The following is a 16,078-nucleotide window of genomic DNA, read 5'->3' as shown; positions in this document are numbered from 1 at the left end:
ATCTATCGCCAGTAACGCATTTCGTCGGGGCTAAAGGTTTTTTTCCGTGAGCGGGACCACGTGACGCCGGTTTTGAGCACCCTTGCCGGAACACCTGCGATCACCGTCCGGCTCTCCTCGAACGCGCTCGAGACAAAGGACATGGCCCCAACGATATTGTCATCCGCGATCCTGGTACCCTTATTGAGGATGGCCCCGACCCCGACCCAGACGTGATCGCCGATCTCAATGGATGCCGGAAGGTTTACCCTCTTGCCGCTTTCACAATCGATGACGGAATGCGCATCCGTCGTCCTGATTTCGATTTCCCGTGAGAACATGCACCATTTGCCGATTCTTACATCGCACCCCTCCTGGCACAGGATATAGACACTGACAGTGGTGGAGTTGTCCCCGAAATGGACCGTCTGGCCCTGACCCTCCTTAACCAGAATGTCGCCACGGAACCACGTATTCTTGCCCAAATACACGCGGTTGTTTTTTCCCTTAACTGTAATGCTTCCGGAAAAACGCGCACCCTCGGCAAGAATGATCTCGTTGTTCTTACCGGTCACCGTGATCCGACCCTTGACTTCCGCTGCCGCGGAGCAATCGAAAGTATTGGTGTCGGGGAGAGAGAGAACATAGGAAGGCTTGCCACCAGCCTGTGGTACCTTGGCCTTCTTCCGTTTGAAAATGCCGCCCAAAATGTCGCTGAACATTGATCCCCCTAGCAGCAATGGGGGAGAGGTTTATCCGGTTGAGAAGGCCATCTCAAGGTCGCCATATAAGGATGCCGCACCGCAAAACCCGGTCTTTGACTGGGGGGTGATTGTGCAGTATTGCACCCCAAAATCGGAGTTGTACGTTCATGAAGACGTTGATCAAAGCCGTAGGGCGATATGCGATGATTCCAATCAAAAGGAGTCAATCGCCAAAGGGCATGCCCCCGGCGTTTCTCATCGGCTTCAGCCCGTGGAAAAAATTCATCGAGACCTGGCTGCGCGACAGAAATGTTCACAGGGCCGGCGTCAATCTCAGCCTGGGACCATTTCTTGCCAAATGGATGCCCTGGATGCTGTGGGACAAGCGCACCGAGGTGTATGTTTGGGGCTATAAGCAACCGGATTTCATCGAGGCGTTTTGCAAGCGACACCGCATGCCGCTCGTGCGTGTTGAAGACGGATTCATTCGTTCCGTGAACCTTGGTGCCCTTCGCGCTCCGCCCATTTCGCTCTGCTTCGACCGATCCGGCTATCTGTATTATGATGCCACGGGTGAGAGCGATCTCGAGCGCATTATCCAGAACTACGATTTTGCAAACGATCCTGAACTGATGGAGCGCGCCCGTAGCGGCATCCAGAAGCTGATCGGCTCGCGCCTCAGCAAGTACAATGTGTCGACCGACGCCGACATTGAAAAAATCTACGGGCCGAAGATCAAAAAACGCATTCTCGTCGTTGGACAGGTCGAAGGAGACATGTCCATCGAAAAGGGGTGTAATCGCCCGATCGACAATAATTCCTTCGTTTGGTACGTCGCGCGAGAAAACCCCGACGCACAGATCATCTATAAGCCGCATCCCGAAGTTCTGCGCGGCATCCGCAAGGACGTTCCCCAATCGGATCCTTACGAGGTGAGCGGCGTTGCCCAGGTTCTAACCCAGGACATTACCCTTGCCGATGCCTTCAAGACCGTCGACCACGTCTACACCATTACGTCCCTATCCGGTTTCGAGGCGCTCATTCGAGGAATTCCCGTCACATGCTACGGGATGCCCTTCTATGCCGGTTGGGGTGCGACCGATGATCGGCAGGAGTGCCCCAGGCGGACGGCAAAACGCTCGGTGGAGGAGATTTTTGCGGCCGCATACATCCTGTACCCCCGGTACTTCGACCCTATCGTCGGAGAGGAAATCACGTTTGAGAAGGCACTGGACCTCCTCGCGTGGATGAAGGCTAATTCTCCGAAAGGGCCACCGCCTAAAAAAGAAACCGACATCGACCAACTGCTCGCCGCACTCGACCAAGCACTCATCGCTGCTCGCCCAAAGCCTGCGGAGGAGAAAGAGGAATTATAGTGCGCATGCACTTACAAGACGCGGCACGCGGCATTTTCCTTTACAAGCCGTTCGACCGTTTCAGCGGTAGCCTGTTTCCATTCGCCGAGCCGCACGCCATGGGTCCGCTCCAGGCTGCCGCAATCGAGCCGTGAATTGGCGGGGCGTCGGGCCGGCGTCGGGTAGGCCAAGGAGGGTATCCGCCCGACCTCGGCTCTTGGCCCGCTATGCCGTGCGGAAGCAGAAAATATCTCAGTCGCAAAATCTGCCCAGCTTGCAGCCCCTGAAGCCGTCATATGAAAGGTCCCACGAAGGAGCGGTGCATCGCTTTGGAGAAGGTTGCCGGCGATCGCCAGGATTCCATCGGCAATATCGAGTGCCGAGGTCGGATTGCCGACCTGGTCGTCGACCACATTGATATGGTCACGGCTTTCGGCAAGCTGCAGCATGGTCTTCAGGAAATTCCGGCCGAAGGGACTGTAGACCCAGGCGGTACGCAGGATGGCATAGTTGTCCGTCGCTTCCGCCACAGCGCGTTCACCGGCAAGCTTCGTGCGGCCGTACGCGCTTGTCGGGCCGACCAGATCGGTTTCCACATAGGGTTCCGGCTTTTCACCGTCGAAGACATAGTCGGTGGACAAGTGAATGACCGGCACGCCGAGGAGCGCAGCCGCAGCGCCAATCCGTCCGGCAGCAACAGCATTGACGACATGGGCGGCGGCCTCGTCGGTTTCCGCACGGTCCACGGCCGTATAGGCAGCGGCCGAGACGATCACGTCCGGCTGCGCCTGCTGGAGAGCTGCGCCAATCCCGTCCGGATCGCCAAGGTCGAGTGCCGGCCGCCCCAAGGCGATGACCTCGAATCCCCCGCCCAACGGCCCGCGTTCCAGGAGTGAGCGGACCACCTGCCCTTCCCACCCCGTCACGACCATGCGCCTCGCCTTGTCGCCCATACTGTTCCTCATGCGCCGGTTTGCTTACTGCCGGCCGGAAGTCCAAGGCGCGTGCCGGAATACCGCTCGCGCAGAGGCTGCCACCACCATGCATTGTCGAGATACCAGCGCACGGTCTTTTCGATGCCGGTATCGAACGTTTCCTGCGCCCGCCAGCCCAGTTCCGTTTCGAGCTTGGTAGCATCGATGGCATAACGCACATCGTGCCCCGGCCGATCGGTGACATAGGTGATAAGCTGGTCGTGCGGCGTTTCACCCGGCCGCAACTCGTCCATCAGGTCGCAGATCCGCGTCACCACGTCGATGTTGCGCCGCTCGTTGCGACCCCCGACATTGTAGGTCTCCCCGATCCGGCCGCGCTCGGCGATGATGTCGAGCGCCCGCGCATGATCCTCGACATAGAGCCAGTCGCGCACATTCGCGCCATTGCCATAGACGGGCAGCGCCTTGCCCTCCAGGGCGTTGAGGATGATCAGCGGGATCAGCTTTTCGGGAAAATGATAGGGGCCGTAATTGTTGGAGCAGTTGGAGACCACCACCGGCAGCCCGTAGGTGCGCTCCCAGGCCTTGGCGAGATGATCCGATGCCGCCTTGGAGGCCGAATAGGGGGAGCTCGGATCGTAGGAGGTCGCCTCGCTGAACAGGCCCTCATCGCCGAGCGAGCCGTAGACTTCATCAGTCGAGACGTGCAGAAAGCGAAAGGCCTCCTTCCGCTCCGCTTCCAGCGCCGACCAATAGGCACGGGCGCCTTCCAGCAGCGTGAAGGTGCCGACGATGTTGGTGTTGATGAAGTCCTGTGCGCCATTGATCGAGCGGTCGACATGGCTTTCCGCCGCCAGATGCATGATCCGGTCGGGCCGAAAATCCGCAAGCATCCGCGACACGGCCTCGCCATCGCAGATATCGGCTTTCAGGAAGCGATAGTTGGGCTCCCTGCTGATCTTTTGCAGCGAGGTTTCCGTGCCGGCATAGGTCAGCTTGTCGAGGTTCAGGACCTCATAGCGCTTTTCCAGGACGAGATGGCGGACAAGGGCCGATCCGATGAACCCGGCTCCGCCGGTAACGACTACGCGCATGCAAGCTTCCTACGCTGTTTTGAACAGGTTACGGGGCGCGACCTTATCCGATGCGCGACTTGCCGGGCAAGGACGGGAGATACCGCGTAAGTGTTGCAACCGTTCGGCCTTCCATGCGAGGTTCGGGCCGACAATTTACTTCTGGGGACCGGTCGAGCACACATGGCATTCAAGGGTATCATTCTGGCGGGAGGGAGTGGCACGCGCCTCTATCCTCTCACCATCGCGGTCTCGAAACAGATCCTGCCGATCTACGACAAGCCGATGATCTATTATCCGCTCAGCGTGCTGATGCAGGCTGGCATTCGCGAGATCCTGATCATCTCAACGCCGCGGGATCTGCCCCTCTTCCGCGAACTGCTCGGCGACGGCGAGGCTTTTGGCGTCCAGCTTTCCTACGCCGTGCAGCCCAATCCGAATGGGCTCGCCGAAGCCTTCATCATCGGCCGGGAGTTCATCGGCTCTTCCTCCGTCGCCATGGTTCTCGGCGACAACATCTTCTTCGGCGAGGGCCTTTCCGACCTCTGCCGGCAGGCGGCAGCGCGCGAAAGCGGCGCATCCGTCTTCGCCTATTATGTGAACGACCCGCAACGCTACGGGGTGGTGGAGTTCGACGCCGACAGCAAGGCCCTGTCGATCGAGGAGAAGCCCGTCGTTCCGAAATCGAGCTGGGCCGTGACCGGGCTCTACTTCTACGACAACGACGTCGTCGACATTGCCGCAGCCATCACGCCTTCGGCGCGCGGCGAGCTGGAGATCACCACCGTCAACAGCATCTATCTGGAGCGCGGCAAGCTGCATGTGAAGCAGCTCGGCCGCGGTTATGCCTGGCTCGACACGGGTACGCTCGACAGCCTGCACGAGGCCTCCGCCTTCGTGCGGACCATCGAGCACCGGCAGGGCATCAAGATCGCCTGCCCAGAAGAGATCGCTGTGGAAATGGGGTGGCTGCCGATCGACAGGATGCTGCAGCGTGCCGAGCAGATGGGACGCAGCGACTATGGCAACTACCTGCGCCGGCGTGCCCGGGAGATGGCAACGACATGAGCGACATACGCCCGACAGATCTCGACGGCGTGCTCGAGATCGTGCCCGCCAAGTTTGGCGACGACCGCGGTTTCTTTTCCGAAACCTACAATGCGGAGCGCCTCTCTAAATCCGGCGTCAACCTCACCTTCGTCCAGGACAACCATTCCCTGTCCGCCCGGCGCGGCGTGCTGCGCGGGCTGCACTACCAGCTTCCACCCCGCGCCCAGGACAAGCTCGTCCGGGTGATACGCGGCGCCATTTTCGACGTGGCCGTCGATATCCGCCGGGGATCGCCAACCTTCGCTCAATGGGTCGGTGTCGAGCTGTCCGCCGAAAAGTGGAACCAACTCCTCGTCCCCAAGGGCTTCGCCCACGGCTTCGTCACGCTCACCGAGAACACCGAGGTCGTCTACAAGGTGACGGACTACTATTCTCCCGAGCACGACCGGTCGATCCGCTACGACGACCCGGACATCTCCATCGACTGGCCTATTCCGGCCCAAGACCTGCAACTGTCTGATAAAGATTTAGCGGCCTTTCATCTGGCCAATGCAGAGGTCTTTCCATAGGAACACACCTTTTTTGGCCAAGGACAGGCTACCTGGTCGTGCGGTTTAGATTCTTTTCTCGCTACTAACGGCACGTCTCTTGTTCACTAATAACAACTGATAATCTTGCATTATCGTTCATTACGTTTTTTCATAGGGAAATGGCGTAAATCATCTAGCAAAACGCCCAAAATCACACCGAGGACACCTCAGAGTCATCTCTCAGCACGGTGCCTACGCGTGATGTTCGGCGACGAAAGCGTCGGACGATAGCCCCACCCCCTCTCTCGTCGGCGATAACGAGATCAGCTCATCTCGCCCGCCTTGCCAGTCGCGCCCGCGGCTATGTCGACACCGCCAGCTCCGCTAATACGCGCAAATCCTATGCAGGCGACTGGAATTACTTTTCTGTATGGTGCTGTCCCCCTCCCCACATCGTCTGACCGCGCGCTTGCAGAGACACTACTCGAGCTTTATAGTCACTATGGTCATTATGGTTATAGATAAGATAATGCGCACATCTACGAACAACGAAATGAGTTGGACGGTCGCTGGGGCGAAGGCAAAGCTTTCAGAAGTGATGGAGCGTGCGCAGTTGGCACCTCAGACCATTACGCGCAATGGGAAGCCGAGCGTGGTGGTCGTCTCCGCCGACGAGTGGCAGAAGAAGACTGCGAGAAGAGGATCGCTTGCGGAATTTCTATTGGCATCGCCTCTGCGTGGCACCGATCTGGACATTGAGCGGCAAGGCGACGAGCCGCGCGACTTGTCCCTATGAGGCTCCTCCTCGACACGAATGTTCTGTCGGAAGTCACAAAACCCCGCCCCGCTGAAGGTGTCTTGAATTGGCTTCATGGGCTGGATGAAGATCGCACGTTTATCAGCATCGTCTCGATTGCCGAAATCCGGCGCGGTGTTGCGCTTATGGACGGGCAAAACCGCGACGCATTGAACGAGTGGCTTACGCATGATCTCCCCCAGCGTTTCGACAACAGGATTATTTCGGTCGAAGGTGCTGTTGCCTTGGCGTGGGGTGACCTGATGGCACTTGCCAAGCGAAGCAGCCGGGGACTTGCATCAATGGACGGTCTGATCGCGGCCACGGCCATCGCTCACGATTTGACTCTTGCTACAAGCAATACCAAGGATTTTGAAGGCTTCGGAATAGACATTGTTGACCCATGGGTAGTCTGACAAGGCCTTTCGGATAGAGAGCATTGGTTGACAAAGAACGAGCGCGTTATAATGTTTTATCTTTCGCATTATAACGGAAGGCGCGCGCGATGAAACAAATCGACCTGATTTATCGCACAGCGTTCGCGGAACTCGCGCAGCGAACATTCGACGCCCAGTTCCAAGCGGACTTCCCCCTTGAGGGCCGCTTTGTCACGGTCCCGGTTAAAGGACGAAATTATTGGTATTTCGATCTCCCTACTCCTGCGGGGAAAGATAAGCGCAGCTATGTCGGCCCCGAAGATGATGCCGACATCACGGCTCGGGTGAAAGCCCATAAGGAAATCAAGGATGACATCCGCCAGCGCCGGCGACTCGTCGGTATGCTTCTCCGTAGCGGCGGTATGGCCTCCCCCGACCGTTTCGCGGGCGAGGTTACGAAGGCGCTCGCGGACGCGGGCCTCTTCCGTCTTCGTGCGGTCCTGATCGGCTCCGTGGCCTTTAGCTGCTATTCTGGCCTGATCGGCGTCCGGCTCCCAAATTCGTCTATCCAGACAGGCGATGCGGACTTCGCGCAGGATTTCGCGATTTCGGCGGGCGTCGAGGACAGCCTGCCGCCGATCCTTGAAGTCTTGCGATCGGTCGATCCGACATTTCGGGCGGTCCCGCACCAAGCCGACAAGGCAAAGGTCGTCGCCTTCGTGAACTCAGTCGCCTACCGAGTCGAGTTTCTCACAAGCAACCGGGGATCGAACGAACACACGGGCAAGCCCTCCCCCATGCCCGCCCTTGGCGGTGCGTCGGCGGAAAACCTGCGATTTCTTGATTACTTGATCTACGAGCCAATGCGGACGGTCCTGCTTCACCGGGAGGGCGTGAGCGTGAATGTCCCCGCTCCAGAACGGTATGCGGTCCACAAGCTCATCGTGGCCTCAAGACGGCACAGTGATGGCCTCGGACGTGCGAAGCGGGACAAGGACATCCTTCAAGCCTCGCTACTCTGTGAGGCGCTACAAGCGACGAAGCAAGGCTATCTGCTGGCAGATGCCTATACCGAAGCATGGAGTCGCGGCGCTGCGTGGCAGGAGGGCATCCACTTCAGTCTCAAAATGATGCCAGACAACAGCAAGGCAGCGTTGGCGGCCGCCCTTGGAGTGAAGCCAGAAGAACTCGGGAAGGCGTAGCGACTACACCCCTCCCCTGCCACCGCAGTGGCACGACCTCATCGAGCGCATTCGGCTACGCTGAGGCCGCCAGCTCTGCCAACACAGGGAAAGCCCACGCCTCCGACTGGAAGCACTTTTCTGCATGGTTGTCGGCGGCAGAGTTTGTCGCCCCTTCCTTTGATCCGGAAACCGTCCGACTTTACATCACGGCCTGCGCGACCGGACAACGCGCTGATCAGGTTCGCCGGAGGGCTCAGGGCTCGGAAATAATCGGGCTCGACCTTGGCTCAGAAGTCCCACGGGGACGTCAATTCGAGGCCTGTCGTCTCGAAATCCTTGATGTTTCGCGTCGCAAGTCGGCCGCCATTCACTCGAGCAATTGCGGCAATCATTCCGTCAGGAGCCGACATTGCCCGCCCCTTTCGGCTAGCGGTGGCCATGATCTCCCCGTAAGCGAGCGCGGCTTCCTCAGTCAGCCCAAATATTCGATCTGCAAAACGATGACGCCACTCACCCAGTCCGTGTTCCAATCGGTCAGCACGCTGATCCGGTCTGATTTTATGAATTCCAAACGCAATCTCAGCAATCGTCACGGTGGGCAGCGCCAGTTCCGCATCGAACCGTATCAACCACGCGACGACTGCTTCGCTCGGTGCTTTCTTCAGGGTCTCGGAGACAACGTTGGTATCGAGAAAGATCAAAGCTCGATGCCTTGATGAGGGCGACGATCTTCGCGAATAACGACTTCCAGGTCGATGTCAGTCCCGGCATATGCGTTCAAACGAGAATAGAAGCTCGAAGCCGGCTCACGCCCCGCTTCCCGAACCTCATAGGCTTCGAGAGCGCGCTCAACCACTTCGGCAATCGACCTGTTTTCGCGGCGGGCAAGTCGATGTGCCAAATCGCGTGCCTTGGAACTGCGGACAGAAAGTTGTGGTGCGGCCATGCCAATCTCCTATGGACACACATATATGCCTTCTCATCTTTGCCATCAAGATGGCATCTGATGGCAAGCCATCAGGACGGTAGTATCGAAATCTTGCGGAATCGAATCCGGTCTTGACGCTCATTGCAAATGTATCAGCGCTGTTCCCTTGGCCGTCGGATGACTGCGGTTGCGAGATTGTCAGTCTATTGTAAAGGTCATGCGGCGGCGCGAAGCCGCCCACTTTGGAGGATCGCGATGGCAAACGGTACGGTTAAATTCTTCAGCCAGGACAAGGGCTTTGGTTTCATAACGCCTGAGAATGGCGGGCAGGACGTGTTTGTGCACGTGTCCGGCGTTCTGTCGGGTGGACCGCTTCGTGACGGCTCGAAGGTCAGCTACGACCTCGGCCAGGACCGTAAGACTGGAAAGTCTAAAGCAGAAAACGTCCGCGCGATCTGATCCGAGCATGACGCTGAGATGCATGCCATGACAGGTCTTGAACTCCGAGCGTCCCTGCCCCATCTATCGATCACTGCCCGTAATCGATAACTGCCTGCAGCGATGGTGCTTCTGTCGCGCGTTCGTAGTCGTCCGGGTCCGAAGGGCGCTCCCCGAATGGGTTGAGCGCCCTTCGTCATTTCGGTAGGGTGCTGCTCCGGCTTGGCTTAACGACCAGTTGACTTCGCTACCCAGGCACACGGGTATGGGGCAAAGCGTTTGGTCCCACGCGAAGGAGCCGATGATCCGCGTAGCCTTGCTGCGTGGAGCTTCCACACCGAACAGAAGTGCAGGCAAGAAACGAGATGCCGCTCATCAGAAAAAATGGCGCATCGGCGCCCAAGGAACTCGGACTGTTCTGGCCGATGCAGACGCCTGCGGGAGAAACACTCGACGTCTTTATCTATGCCAGCACGCTGCACGCGTTTGATCTGGACAGGTTGGGCCCCGTCGGTTTGTTGAAGCGGCACAGGACCTTGCTCGAACGCATCGCCAGCGAAAAGTATGACCAGGAAGGCACCACCAGCGGCAATTTTCTGCATATCACGGACGATGATCTTCGCGCCGCGAAAGCCAGCGAGGCAAACGCAGACGACCCAGCCTAAAGGTGGAGACCCTGCCGACAAACGTGAGCCGGCCATCGCTGCGGAGCGAAGTTGAATTACGATCCGCTTTCCGACGTCGATTTCGCGTAGCGGTTCCCCGCGTGGGTCGCCGACGTGAGCGCGATCCGATTAAGAGCCCACGCCTTCCAGTGTTCGGAGCATTCGCCGATAGGGGCTTGGCCTCCTGGGTCGAGGTCGATGAAAACGTATGTCTCGAAGCAACTTAATCATGAGCCGCCAAGAGGACCCAAGATAACGCCGGCACGACCTCCCAGTGAATGTAAGCAAAGGCTTCGAGGCCAATATTGCTTAAAAAACGAACCTGCTATATCCATGCTTGACGTACGTACGTCAGATAGCGTGTCTTCGAAAGGTTATTCGATGAGTAGGTTTAAGGCCAATACGCAATTCGTCATTTCCGATGAACAAGCCCTTCGAAGCCTGTTTGATGCGACCCATGCTCTGGCCCTGCAAAAGTCCCTCGACACACTCGGCACACATGCCCAGGAGTTTATCAGGCGCTCTCCATTTCTCTGTATCGGCACTCAGAACATGGATGGCAAGGCAGACGTTAGCCCACGTGGAGATCCCCCCGGCTTCGTCAAAATTCTCGATGAGCGGACGTTGGCGATACCAGATCGCCCGGGAAATAACCGGCTTGATAGCTTGGTCAATATTCTCGCGAATCCACACGTCGGGCTACTGTTTATTATTCCAGGCTTTGACGACACCTTGCGCGTTAATGGCCACGCGACCCTCGTAACCGACCCTGAGCTGCTGGCGGGCATGAGTGTTAACGGCCGCTCGCCCAAGATCGCTATCATTGTTAAGGTGAGCGAGGTTTTCATACATTGTGCAAAGGCGCTTCGGCGTTCTCATTTGTGGAACCCGGAACGTTTTCAGGATCGCAGCGAAATGCCATCGTTGATTAAATTCATCCTAGATGAAACGACCGGCGCACCAAGCGAGGAAGAGTTGCGCAAAATAGACGATAATCTTGAAGAAGAATATAAGCGAACGCTTTACTAAGGACGCATAATTCGTCCTGCAGGGGACCATTTGAGCTCTGTGTCATATTACAGATCACCTTAGCACGATTAGGTCATTTGCTTTTGCACGGAGGACGAAGCTGTATGCGGTCAAATGCACCGTATCCGAAGCAAGAGGTTTCGCCAGCGACCAAGGCTTGATAGTCTCGGGATCACTTTCGGCGTGGAGGGCCGCGATGTTCATCAAGACGATAGAACCCGGCGAGGCGACGGGCGAGCTCGCGGCGCTTTACGAAGCTGAAGCGAAGTCCATGGGGCACATTATGCAGGCGACCCAATGCTGGTCCGCCCGTCCCGATATCATCATCCCTGTCGAAAACTTGCTGCATCAAATTAGAGATGGTTTTTCGCTTGGCCTCCTGAATTTTCGACTGATAACCTTCGTTGCTGCTAAACACGTTCCCTCCAGCTACTGCTCGCATGTCTATTTTCGTGCGTTATCAGGAATGATTGGGCGAGATCAAACATTGGCAGTCCGGAGGGACTTTAGGAATGCCGGCCTCGACAACCAGCAAATCGAAATGCTGACTTTTACGGAGCAGATCATGCGGAACGCGTCGCAGATTACAAACGCGGATATTCAGAGGCTGAGGAACGTCGGCTTCACCGATCTCAATATCGCGGATATAGCATTAGCCGCCTCGTTCCGCAGTTTCATGAGCCGTTACTTTGATGCGGTTGGGGCTAGGGTCGAGCCCGAGTTCCTAGATAGCGATCCTGTCGTTCGCGCCGAAATGGCTGTAGGCGTGAAATAGCGAGACGTTATCTATGGCCGCAGTCGACGCCAGTGATTATTTCCCATCGTGAATTGGCATAACCAAACACCACTTGCTTAAATACCCGGCATGAACAATGTGCGGTTCGAGAGCCAGCTGCTATCGGTTCAAACCAAGGCCAAGTGTACGATTGAGCTGCTGTTTAAAAGTATGATCATGGGTCAGCTCAGCAAAGCGCGTGCGCTCCACCATGCGGGCGGTCGTCTTGATCTGCTCGGCCTGCTTGGCCAGCTCCGGACGCTTCTCGAGCTCCTTGGCGAAATGTCGAGGGTCGGAAGAGCCGAACCGACGTGTCAGTGCATTGGCGACCACCTTAACCTCCTCGAGCGCAGCCAGCCCCTCGGGAGACGATCGCAGCTCCGCGATAAACTGGCCCCGCTTCTCAACCGGCATCTTTTCCGCTTGGGCGATGATTTCGGCGCTACGCGGTGTAAGGCCGGGAACCTCGACCACATCACGCTTTTCGCGCTGCCACTCTTCGGATTTTCGCTCCTCGCCTAGCCGCCGCTCCCATGCCTCGGAGACATAGCCGATATGGGCGGAAACCGACCTGGCATAGTGCAGCGCCTCTTTCCGCTCCTTGTTGTCCCCGAATATGCCTGACTTACCGCGTAATTCCCCCAACCGCTCCGGCTGCTCGGCCATGGCCTTTGCTATGATCTTGCCGTTGCCCTCCTTCTCCATGATGGCGGTGCGCAGCCGGGCGGCCACCTCGGCTGGGTCGCGGAATACGTGCCGCGATATAGATTCTACCGTGTCGAATCTCTGCTCGATGATGGCCATCGCTTTTTCGCGGGCCACCTCCTCGATACTGCGATCGTGCCGCGTGATCGCGGGCACCAGGGGAGCGGGCCTGCCGGCCTCTGGCTGCAAGGCGTTGTGCTCTCCGTCCCGATCACTGGCCGCTACACCGCCATCACCAGTGCCAGCCGGCGACATAACCTTCGACCACCGGAGGCGGCGAGAGCTCTCCCTCTCCCCTTCCCGGCCGTCCTGCCGATCGCCACTGTTATTCGAGGTGAGATCCTCGCGAGGATCCTCGCGGCGAACAGGGCCCGCCAGATCGCCGGCACGTTCCTCGTAAACATGCTGGCGCTCTAATGGCCGATCCTGCTGCTCCCGTTCCGGATGGGCCGCACGGGACGAGAGTTCTTGGCGCTCCTTTGGGGCAGGAGCAAGTTCGATCTCGCTTCTAACCCCGAACTGTTCCGCAATCCCGCGCCGCTCGGCAAAGTCGCTGACGTAATCCAGCGTCGTTTCCTTCGCGCCGGAACGCGACAGGCGGTGCTCAAGCTGGCTATAGGCCAGCTCGCCGCCCTCGACCACGCGCCATGAATTGCGCTGCGTCTGCGTGCCGTCCGGAAGCGTGACGGGAATGGCCCCTTCATGCTGCAGGCCGATCCTGTTTCCGATTGCCGGCGAGGCCTCCTGCAGGGCGCGCTTGAGATCAATGCCCCACACCGTGCGCTGATCGCCCTTGTCATTCTCCAGCGTCACGAAATAGCTCGCGCGCGCTTCCGGGTTGTGCTCATAGGGCGCCGCCCCATGATCGACCAAGCAGCCAGCATTGGTGAACTCGTCCTGAGCGGCATAGAGCTGCGCGCCGTCGCGATGACGGGTCATGGCGACATAGGTCAGATGCCGGTCCATTGTGCCGGAAGCCAGCACATAGGCTCGATCGACCGTCGCCCCCTGGTTCTTATGGATCGTCGTCGCATAGCCGTGATCGATCGCCTGATAGCTGTCCGTGGGAATGCTGACGCTATCGCCGCTTCGGCCGTCGAGCTGCGCGATGATCCTGCCGTCCTCGACATGCTCGACCGTGCCAAGCATGCCGTTTTTCACGCCAAGTTCGCGGCTGTTTTCGAGGAACACGATCCGGTCACCGGGGGCGAAGTCGCGCTTGCCGTCATTGGTCTGGAACGTGAGTTCACCACCCTCCTCGCCGTCGCTCAGCCCGTCGCTGCGCCCCAGCTGATGACTGTCCTGGAGCTCGGAACGGATAGCCGCATTCAGCGCCCGCACATCGGCGCGGCGGTGCGCCATGGCAAGCCGGGTGCCGTTCGGACGCGCGTCACGGTCAGCAAGATAGTCGCGCACGATCTCTGCCCTCGCCTCGTCCTGGCTGGCGGCAAAATGAATGTCGCCATGATCCCGATAAGCCGCTAGGCCCTCGGCCGTCTTATGGGTGGCAAAAGCAACGGACGCCTCCCGCTGCCAGTCCTGGCGCTGACGGCGAATATCGAAAAGTTCGGCATGGCCGATCTGCTCGGCAATCGCCCTGAACGGTGCACCGGCTCCGATCGCTTGCAACTGCTCATGGTCGCCGACGAGAACGATTTTTGCGCCGCGCTGCTCGGCCTCTGCAATAAAGCGAGCGAGCTGGCGGCTCCCGACCATACCAGCCTCGTCGATGACGAACACGTCGCCGCGGCCGATCGTCCCGCGGTCGCGCTCCCAACCCCGGGACCACGACGCAAGCGTGCGGCTCTGGATGCCGGAGCTTTCCTCCAGCCCCTCGGCCGCCTTTCCGGCCAGCGCCGCGCCGTGGACCTGATAGCCCTGCGCCTCCCATGCCTCACGAGCAGCTGCAAGCATGGTGGACTTGCCAGCGCCGGCGAACCCGACCACGGCCGCGACGCGCTCCGGCCCGGTAATATGTTCGATTGCGTGACGCTGCTCATCAGACAATCCTGCTGAAGGATCGCCAGAACTTTTCCGGATCGCCGCGTCCTGGCGCTCCATGGCTCGGCCGACATGCCGCCGATCGACGCCATGGCTCCGCGCCTGGTGCAGCCGCTCCGCCGATCGCGCCATGCCGAATTCCAGATCGACCATTTCCCGCGTCGAATAGCGCGCCTTCGAAACCTCGCCCGTCTCCTGATCGATGCGCTCGGCCTGAAGCTCCACCAGCGCCGGCGATGCCATGACAGATGCAAAGGCGTTCTGGAACGTCTGCGTGTCGTCGTTGATGTAGCGATGCAAGGTCTTCGCAATGTCATGCCGATCGAACACGCTCTTCTCATTGCTGATCAGCGTCAGAACCTGTTCCGGCTTTTCCCGGATCAACTCGGCATTACGCTGCGCCGCATCGTCGTCCAGCCGCGACCGCTCGACGGTCATCCCCCGCCGCTGCATCTGCGAGGCGTGCACGCCCATATGCTCGGTGGGTAAAAGCTCAAGACCGCGTTCCGCATGCGACCGATGATCGATGCGAATATCCAGCCCCTCACGCTGAAGCTGGCTGTTGGCGATGCTCTCCCATGATTGCCTGATGTCGCGAAGCTGCATGTCGGTCGTCGCCATGCCATTCGACAACAGCCGCGCATTCTTGTGCTCAAGATATGTCTTCTCGCCCAGGCCGGCTTCGCCAACCTGCCGCGTCGTCATCATCACATGCGCATGGTAATTCCGGATGTCGCCCTGCTCATGCGGCGCATGGATCGCAAAATCCACCGCCGCACCATAGCGGCTCGCCAAATCCTGAGCGAACGTTCGCGCAACCTCCAATCGCCCTTCCACCGATAGTTCATGCGGAAGCGCAATCTCGAATTCACGAGCGACACGGGCGTCTTTCCGATTTTCCGCAAACTCGGCCGCATTCCACAAAGCCGATCGATCCAGAGCCCAATCAGCCGAAACGCCTTCCGGAAGCACTATCTCGGTATGCTCCACTCCCCCCTTGCGAGTGAAGTCATGCACAAGCCCATCGCGCTCATTGGTCAGGCGAACAGCGCAACGATAAGCCGCTGATGCCACAGCGCTGCGGCCGGATGACCGCGAGATAGGCTTTGCGCTGAGATGGTAGATCGCCAAGCGATATCCTCCAAACTCAAAGGAGGATATCAAGCACTGACTTGCGCTGCAAGTCGTAAGTGCGCCCTTGTCCTTCCTTTGCTTCGCGACGGTAGCACGGCGGTATAGCGGGGAGCTTCTGCAGATCTGCACATTGCCGTCAGCCCCAATACGGTTTCAATCAGGCCATCCGCAACAGCAACAGCGCATGGACGAACAATGACCCGCAAGACCATTCAACAGCGTATCGCCGAACTGGAGGTCAGGAAAAAGACACTTGAAGCGCGCCTGGGCAAGCAGGAGCGTGTGCTGGATACGCGCCGCAAGATCCTGCTCGGCGCCTTCCTGCTTCATCGGCTGACCAACGGTAAGCGTGTAGGCGATCCCACGTAGCGCGTTTGTTCGCGGAAGCTCATTTTCTGCATGAATCATGCGGAGAGTCAT

Annotated in this window: 16 protein-coding genes and 2 pseudogenes; 12 read left to right on the top strand and 6 right to left on the bottom strand. The window is 58.6% G+C overall.

Going from position 1 to position 16,078, the window contains the following annotated elements; translation table 11 throughout:
* Positions 1–2: 2 nt before the first annotated feature.
* Positions 3–701, bottom strand: a complete 699-nt coding sequence (locus AC1Q6Z_RS33010; RefSeq protein ID WP_492650445.1) for an acyltransferase — start codon at positions 699–701, stop codon at positions 3–5.
* A 221-nt stretch (positions 702–922) separates the two neighbouring features.
* Here AC1Q6Z_RS33010 and AC1Q6Z_RS33005 point away from each other — a divergent pair, with 221 nt between their 5' ends.
* Positions 923–2,059 carry a capsular polysaccharide export protein, LipB/KpsS family gene (locus AC1Q6Z_RS33005; RefSeq protein WP_492650477.1) on the top strand — a complete coding sequence of 379 codons (1,137 nt, stop codon included), beginning with the start codon at positions 923–925 and terminating at the stop codon, positions 2,057–2,059.
* A gap of 11 nt (positions 2,060–2,070) precedes the next feature.
* Here AC1Q6Z_RS33005 and rfbD read toward each other — a convergent pair whose 3' ends face one another.
* Positions 2,071–3,003 carry a dTDP-4-dehydrorhamnose reductase gene (rfbD, locus tag AC1Q6Z_RS33000; RefSeq protein ID WP_492650444.1) on the bottom strand — a complete coding sequence of 311 codons (933 nt, stop codon included), beginning with the start codon at positions 3,001–3,003 and terminating at the stop codon, positions 2,071–2,073.
* Positions 3,000–4,067, bottom strand: a complete 1,068-nt coding sequence (rfbB, locus tag AC1Q6Z_RS32995; protein ID WP_492650443.1) for a dTDP-glucose 4,6-dehydratase — start codon at positions 4,065–4,067, stop codon at positions 3,000–3,002. The genes rfbD and rfbB overlap by 4 nt, the downstream gene beginning before the upstream one ends.
* A 162-nt stretch (positions 4,068–4,229) precedes the next feature.
* Between rfbB and rfbA the strand changes: the two genes are divergently transcribed.
* The 6 genes and pseudogenes from rfbA to AC1Q6Z_RS32965 all read left to right on the top strand — a co-directional run.
* Positions 4,230–5,114, top strand: coding sequence for a glucose-1-phosphate thymidylyltransferase RfbA (gene rfbA / locus AC1Q6Z_RS32990; RefSeq protein WP_492650442.1), 885 nt, complete (start codon positions 4,230–4,232; stop codon positions 5,112–5,114).
* Positions 5,111–5,665, top strand: coding sequence for a dTDP-4-dehydrorhamnose 3,5-epimerase (rfbC, locus tag AC1Q6Z_RS32985; RefSeq protein ID WP_492650441.1), 555 nt, complete (start codon positions 5,111–5,113; stop codon positions 5,663–5,665). Before rfbA ends, rfbC begins: the two co-directional genes overlap by 4 nt.
* Before the next feature lie 490 nt (positions 5,666–6,155).
* Positions 6,156–6,422 (top strand): type II toxin-antitoxin system prevent-host-death family antitoxin, encoded by a 267-nt coding sequence (locus AC1Q6Z_RS32980; protein WP_492650440.1) that lies wholly within the window; start codon positions 6,156–6,158, stop codon positions 6,420–6,422.
* A complete protein-coding gene (locus AC1Q6Z_RS32975) occupies positions 6,419–6,838 on the top strand; it encodes a type II toxin-antitoxin system VapC family toxin (RefSeq protein WP_492650439.1) in 420 nt (139 codons plus the stop codon). Before AC1Q6Z_RS32980 ends, AC1Q6Z_RS32975 begins: the two co-directional genes overlap by 4 nt.
* Positions 6,839–6,927: 89 nt before the next feature.
* Positions 6,928–8,001: a nucleotidyltransferase family protein gene (locus tag AC1Q6Z_RS32970; protein ID WP_492650438.1), complete on the top strand. Its 1,074-nt coding sequence runs from the start codon at positions 6,928–6,930 to the stop codon at positions 7,999–8,001.
* 38 nt (positions 8,002–8,039) lie between these two features.
* Positions 8,040–8,207 (top strand): annotated as a pseudogene (locus AC1Q6Z_RS32965) (integrase); the annotation flags it as partial.
* A 63-nt stretch (positions 8,208–8,270) separates the two neighbouring features.
* On the opposite strand, the gene AC1Q6Z_RS32960 reads toward AC1Q6Z_RS32965, so the two are convergent.
* Complete coding sequence (locus AC1Q6Z_RS32960) at positions 8,271–8,684, bottom strand: type II toxin-antitoxin system VapC family toxin (protein ID WP_492650437.1); 414 nt, start codon at positions 8,682–8,684, stop codon at positions 8,271–8,273.
* Positions 8,681–8,929, bottom strand: a complete 249-nt coding sequence (locus AC1Q6Z_RS32955) for a type II toxin-antitoxin system VapB family antitoxin (protein WP_492650436.1) — start codon at positions 8,927–8,929, stop codon at positions 8,681–8,683. The genes AC1Q6Z_RS32960 and AC1Q6Z_RS32955 overlap by 4 nt, the downstream gene beginning before the upstream one ends.
* A 237-nt stretch (positions 8,930–9,166) precedes the next feature.
* Here AC1Q6Z_RS32955 and AC1Q6Z_RS32950 point away from each other — a divergent pair, with 237 nt between their 5' ends.
* The 4 genes from AC1Q6Z_RS32950 (at position 9,167) to AC1Q6Z_RS32935 (ending at position 11,818) form a co-directional block, all read left to right on the top strand.
* Positions 9,167–9,370 carry a cold-shock protein gene (locus tag AC1Q6Z_RS32950; RefSeq protein ID WP_492650435.1) on the top strand — a complete coding sequence of 68 codons (204 nt, stop codon included), beginning with the start codon at positions 9,167–9,169 and terminating at the stop codon, positions 9,368–9,370.
* Positions 9,371–9,714: 344 nt separating this feature from the next.
* Positions 9,715–10,014 (top strand): hypothetical protein, encoded by a 300-nt coding sequence (locus AC1Q6Z_RS32945; RefSeq protein ID WP_492650434.1) that lies wholly within the window; start codon positions 9,715–9,717, stop codon positions 10,012–10,014.
* Between the two features lie 381 nt (positions 10,015–10,395).
* Positions 10,396–11,043 (top strand): pyridoxamine 5'-phosphate oxidase family protein, encoded by a 648-nt coding sequence (locus tag AC1Q6Z_RS32940; RefSeq protein ID WP_492650433.1) that lies wholly within the window; start codon positions 10,396–10,398, stop codon positions 11,041–11,043.
* 196 nt (positions 11,044–11,239) lie between these two features.
* Entirely contained in the window at positions 11,240–11,818 is a 579-nt protein-coding gene (locus AC1Q6Z_RS32935) for a carboxymuconolactone decarboxylase family protein (RefSeq protein ID WP_492650432.1), read from the top strand.
* A 120-nt stretch (positions 11,819–11,938) separates the two neighbouring features.
* Here AC1Q6Z_RS32935 and traA read toward each other — a convergent pair whose 3' ends face one another.
* Positions 11,939–15,655, bottom strand: coding sequence for a Ti-type conjugative transfer relaxase TraA (traA, locus tag AC1Q6Z_RS32930; protein WP_492650431.1), 3,717 nt, complete (start codon positions 15,653–15,655; stop codon positions 11,939–11,941).
* A 198-nt stretch (positions 15,656–15,853) separates the two neighbouring features.
* On the opposite strand from traA, the pseudogene AC1Q6Z_RS32925 reads away from it, so the two are divergent.
* A pseudogene (locus AC1Q6Z_RS32925) lies at positions 15,854–16,012 on the top strand (mobilization protein); the annotation flags it as partial.
* Positions 16,013–16,078 lie beyond the last annotated feature (66 nt).

The organism is Shinella sp. GW835-FHT14H05 (assembly GCF_058793575.1).
Note: the sequence above shows the minus strand (reverse complement) of the source record. Positions and strands in the feature narration are given on the sequence as shown.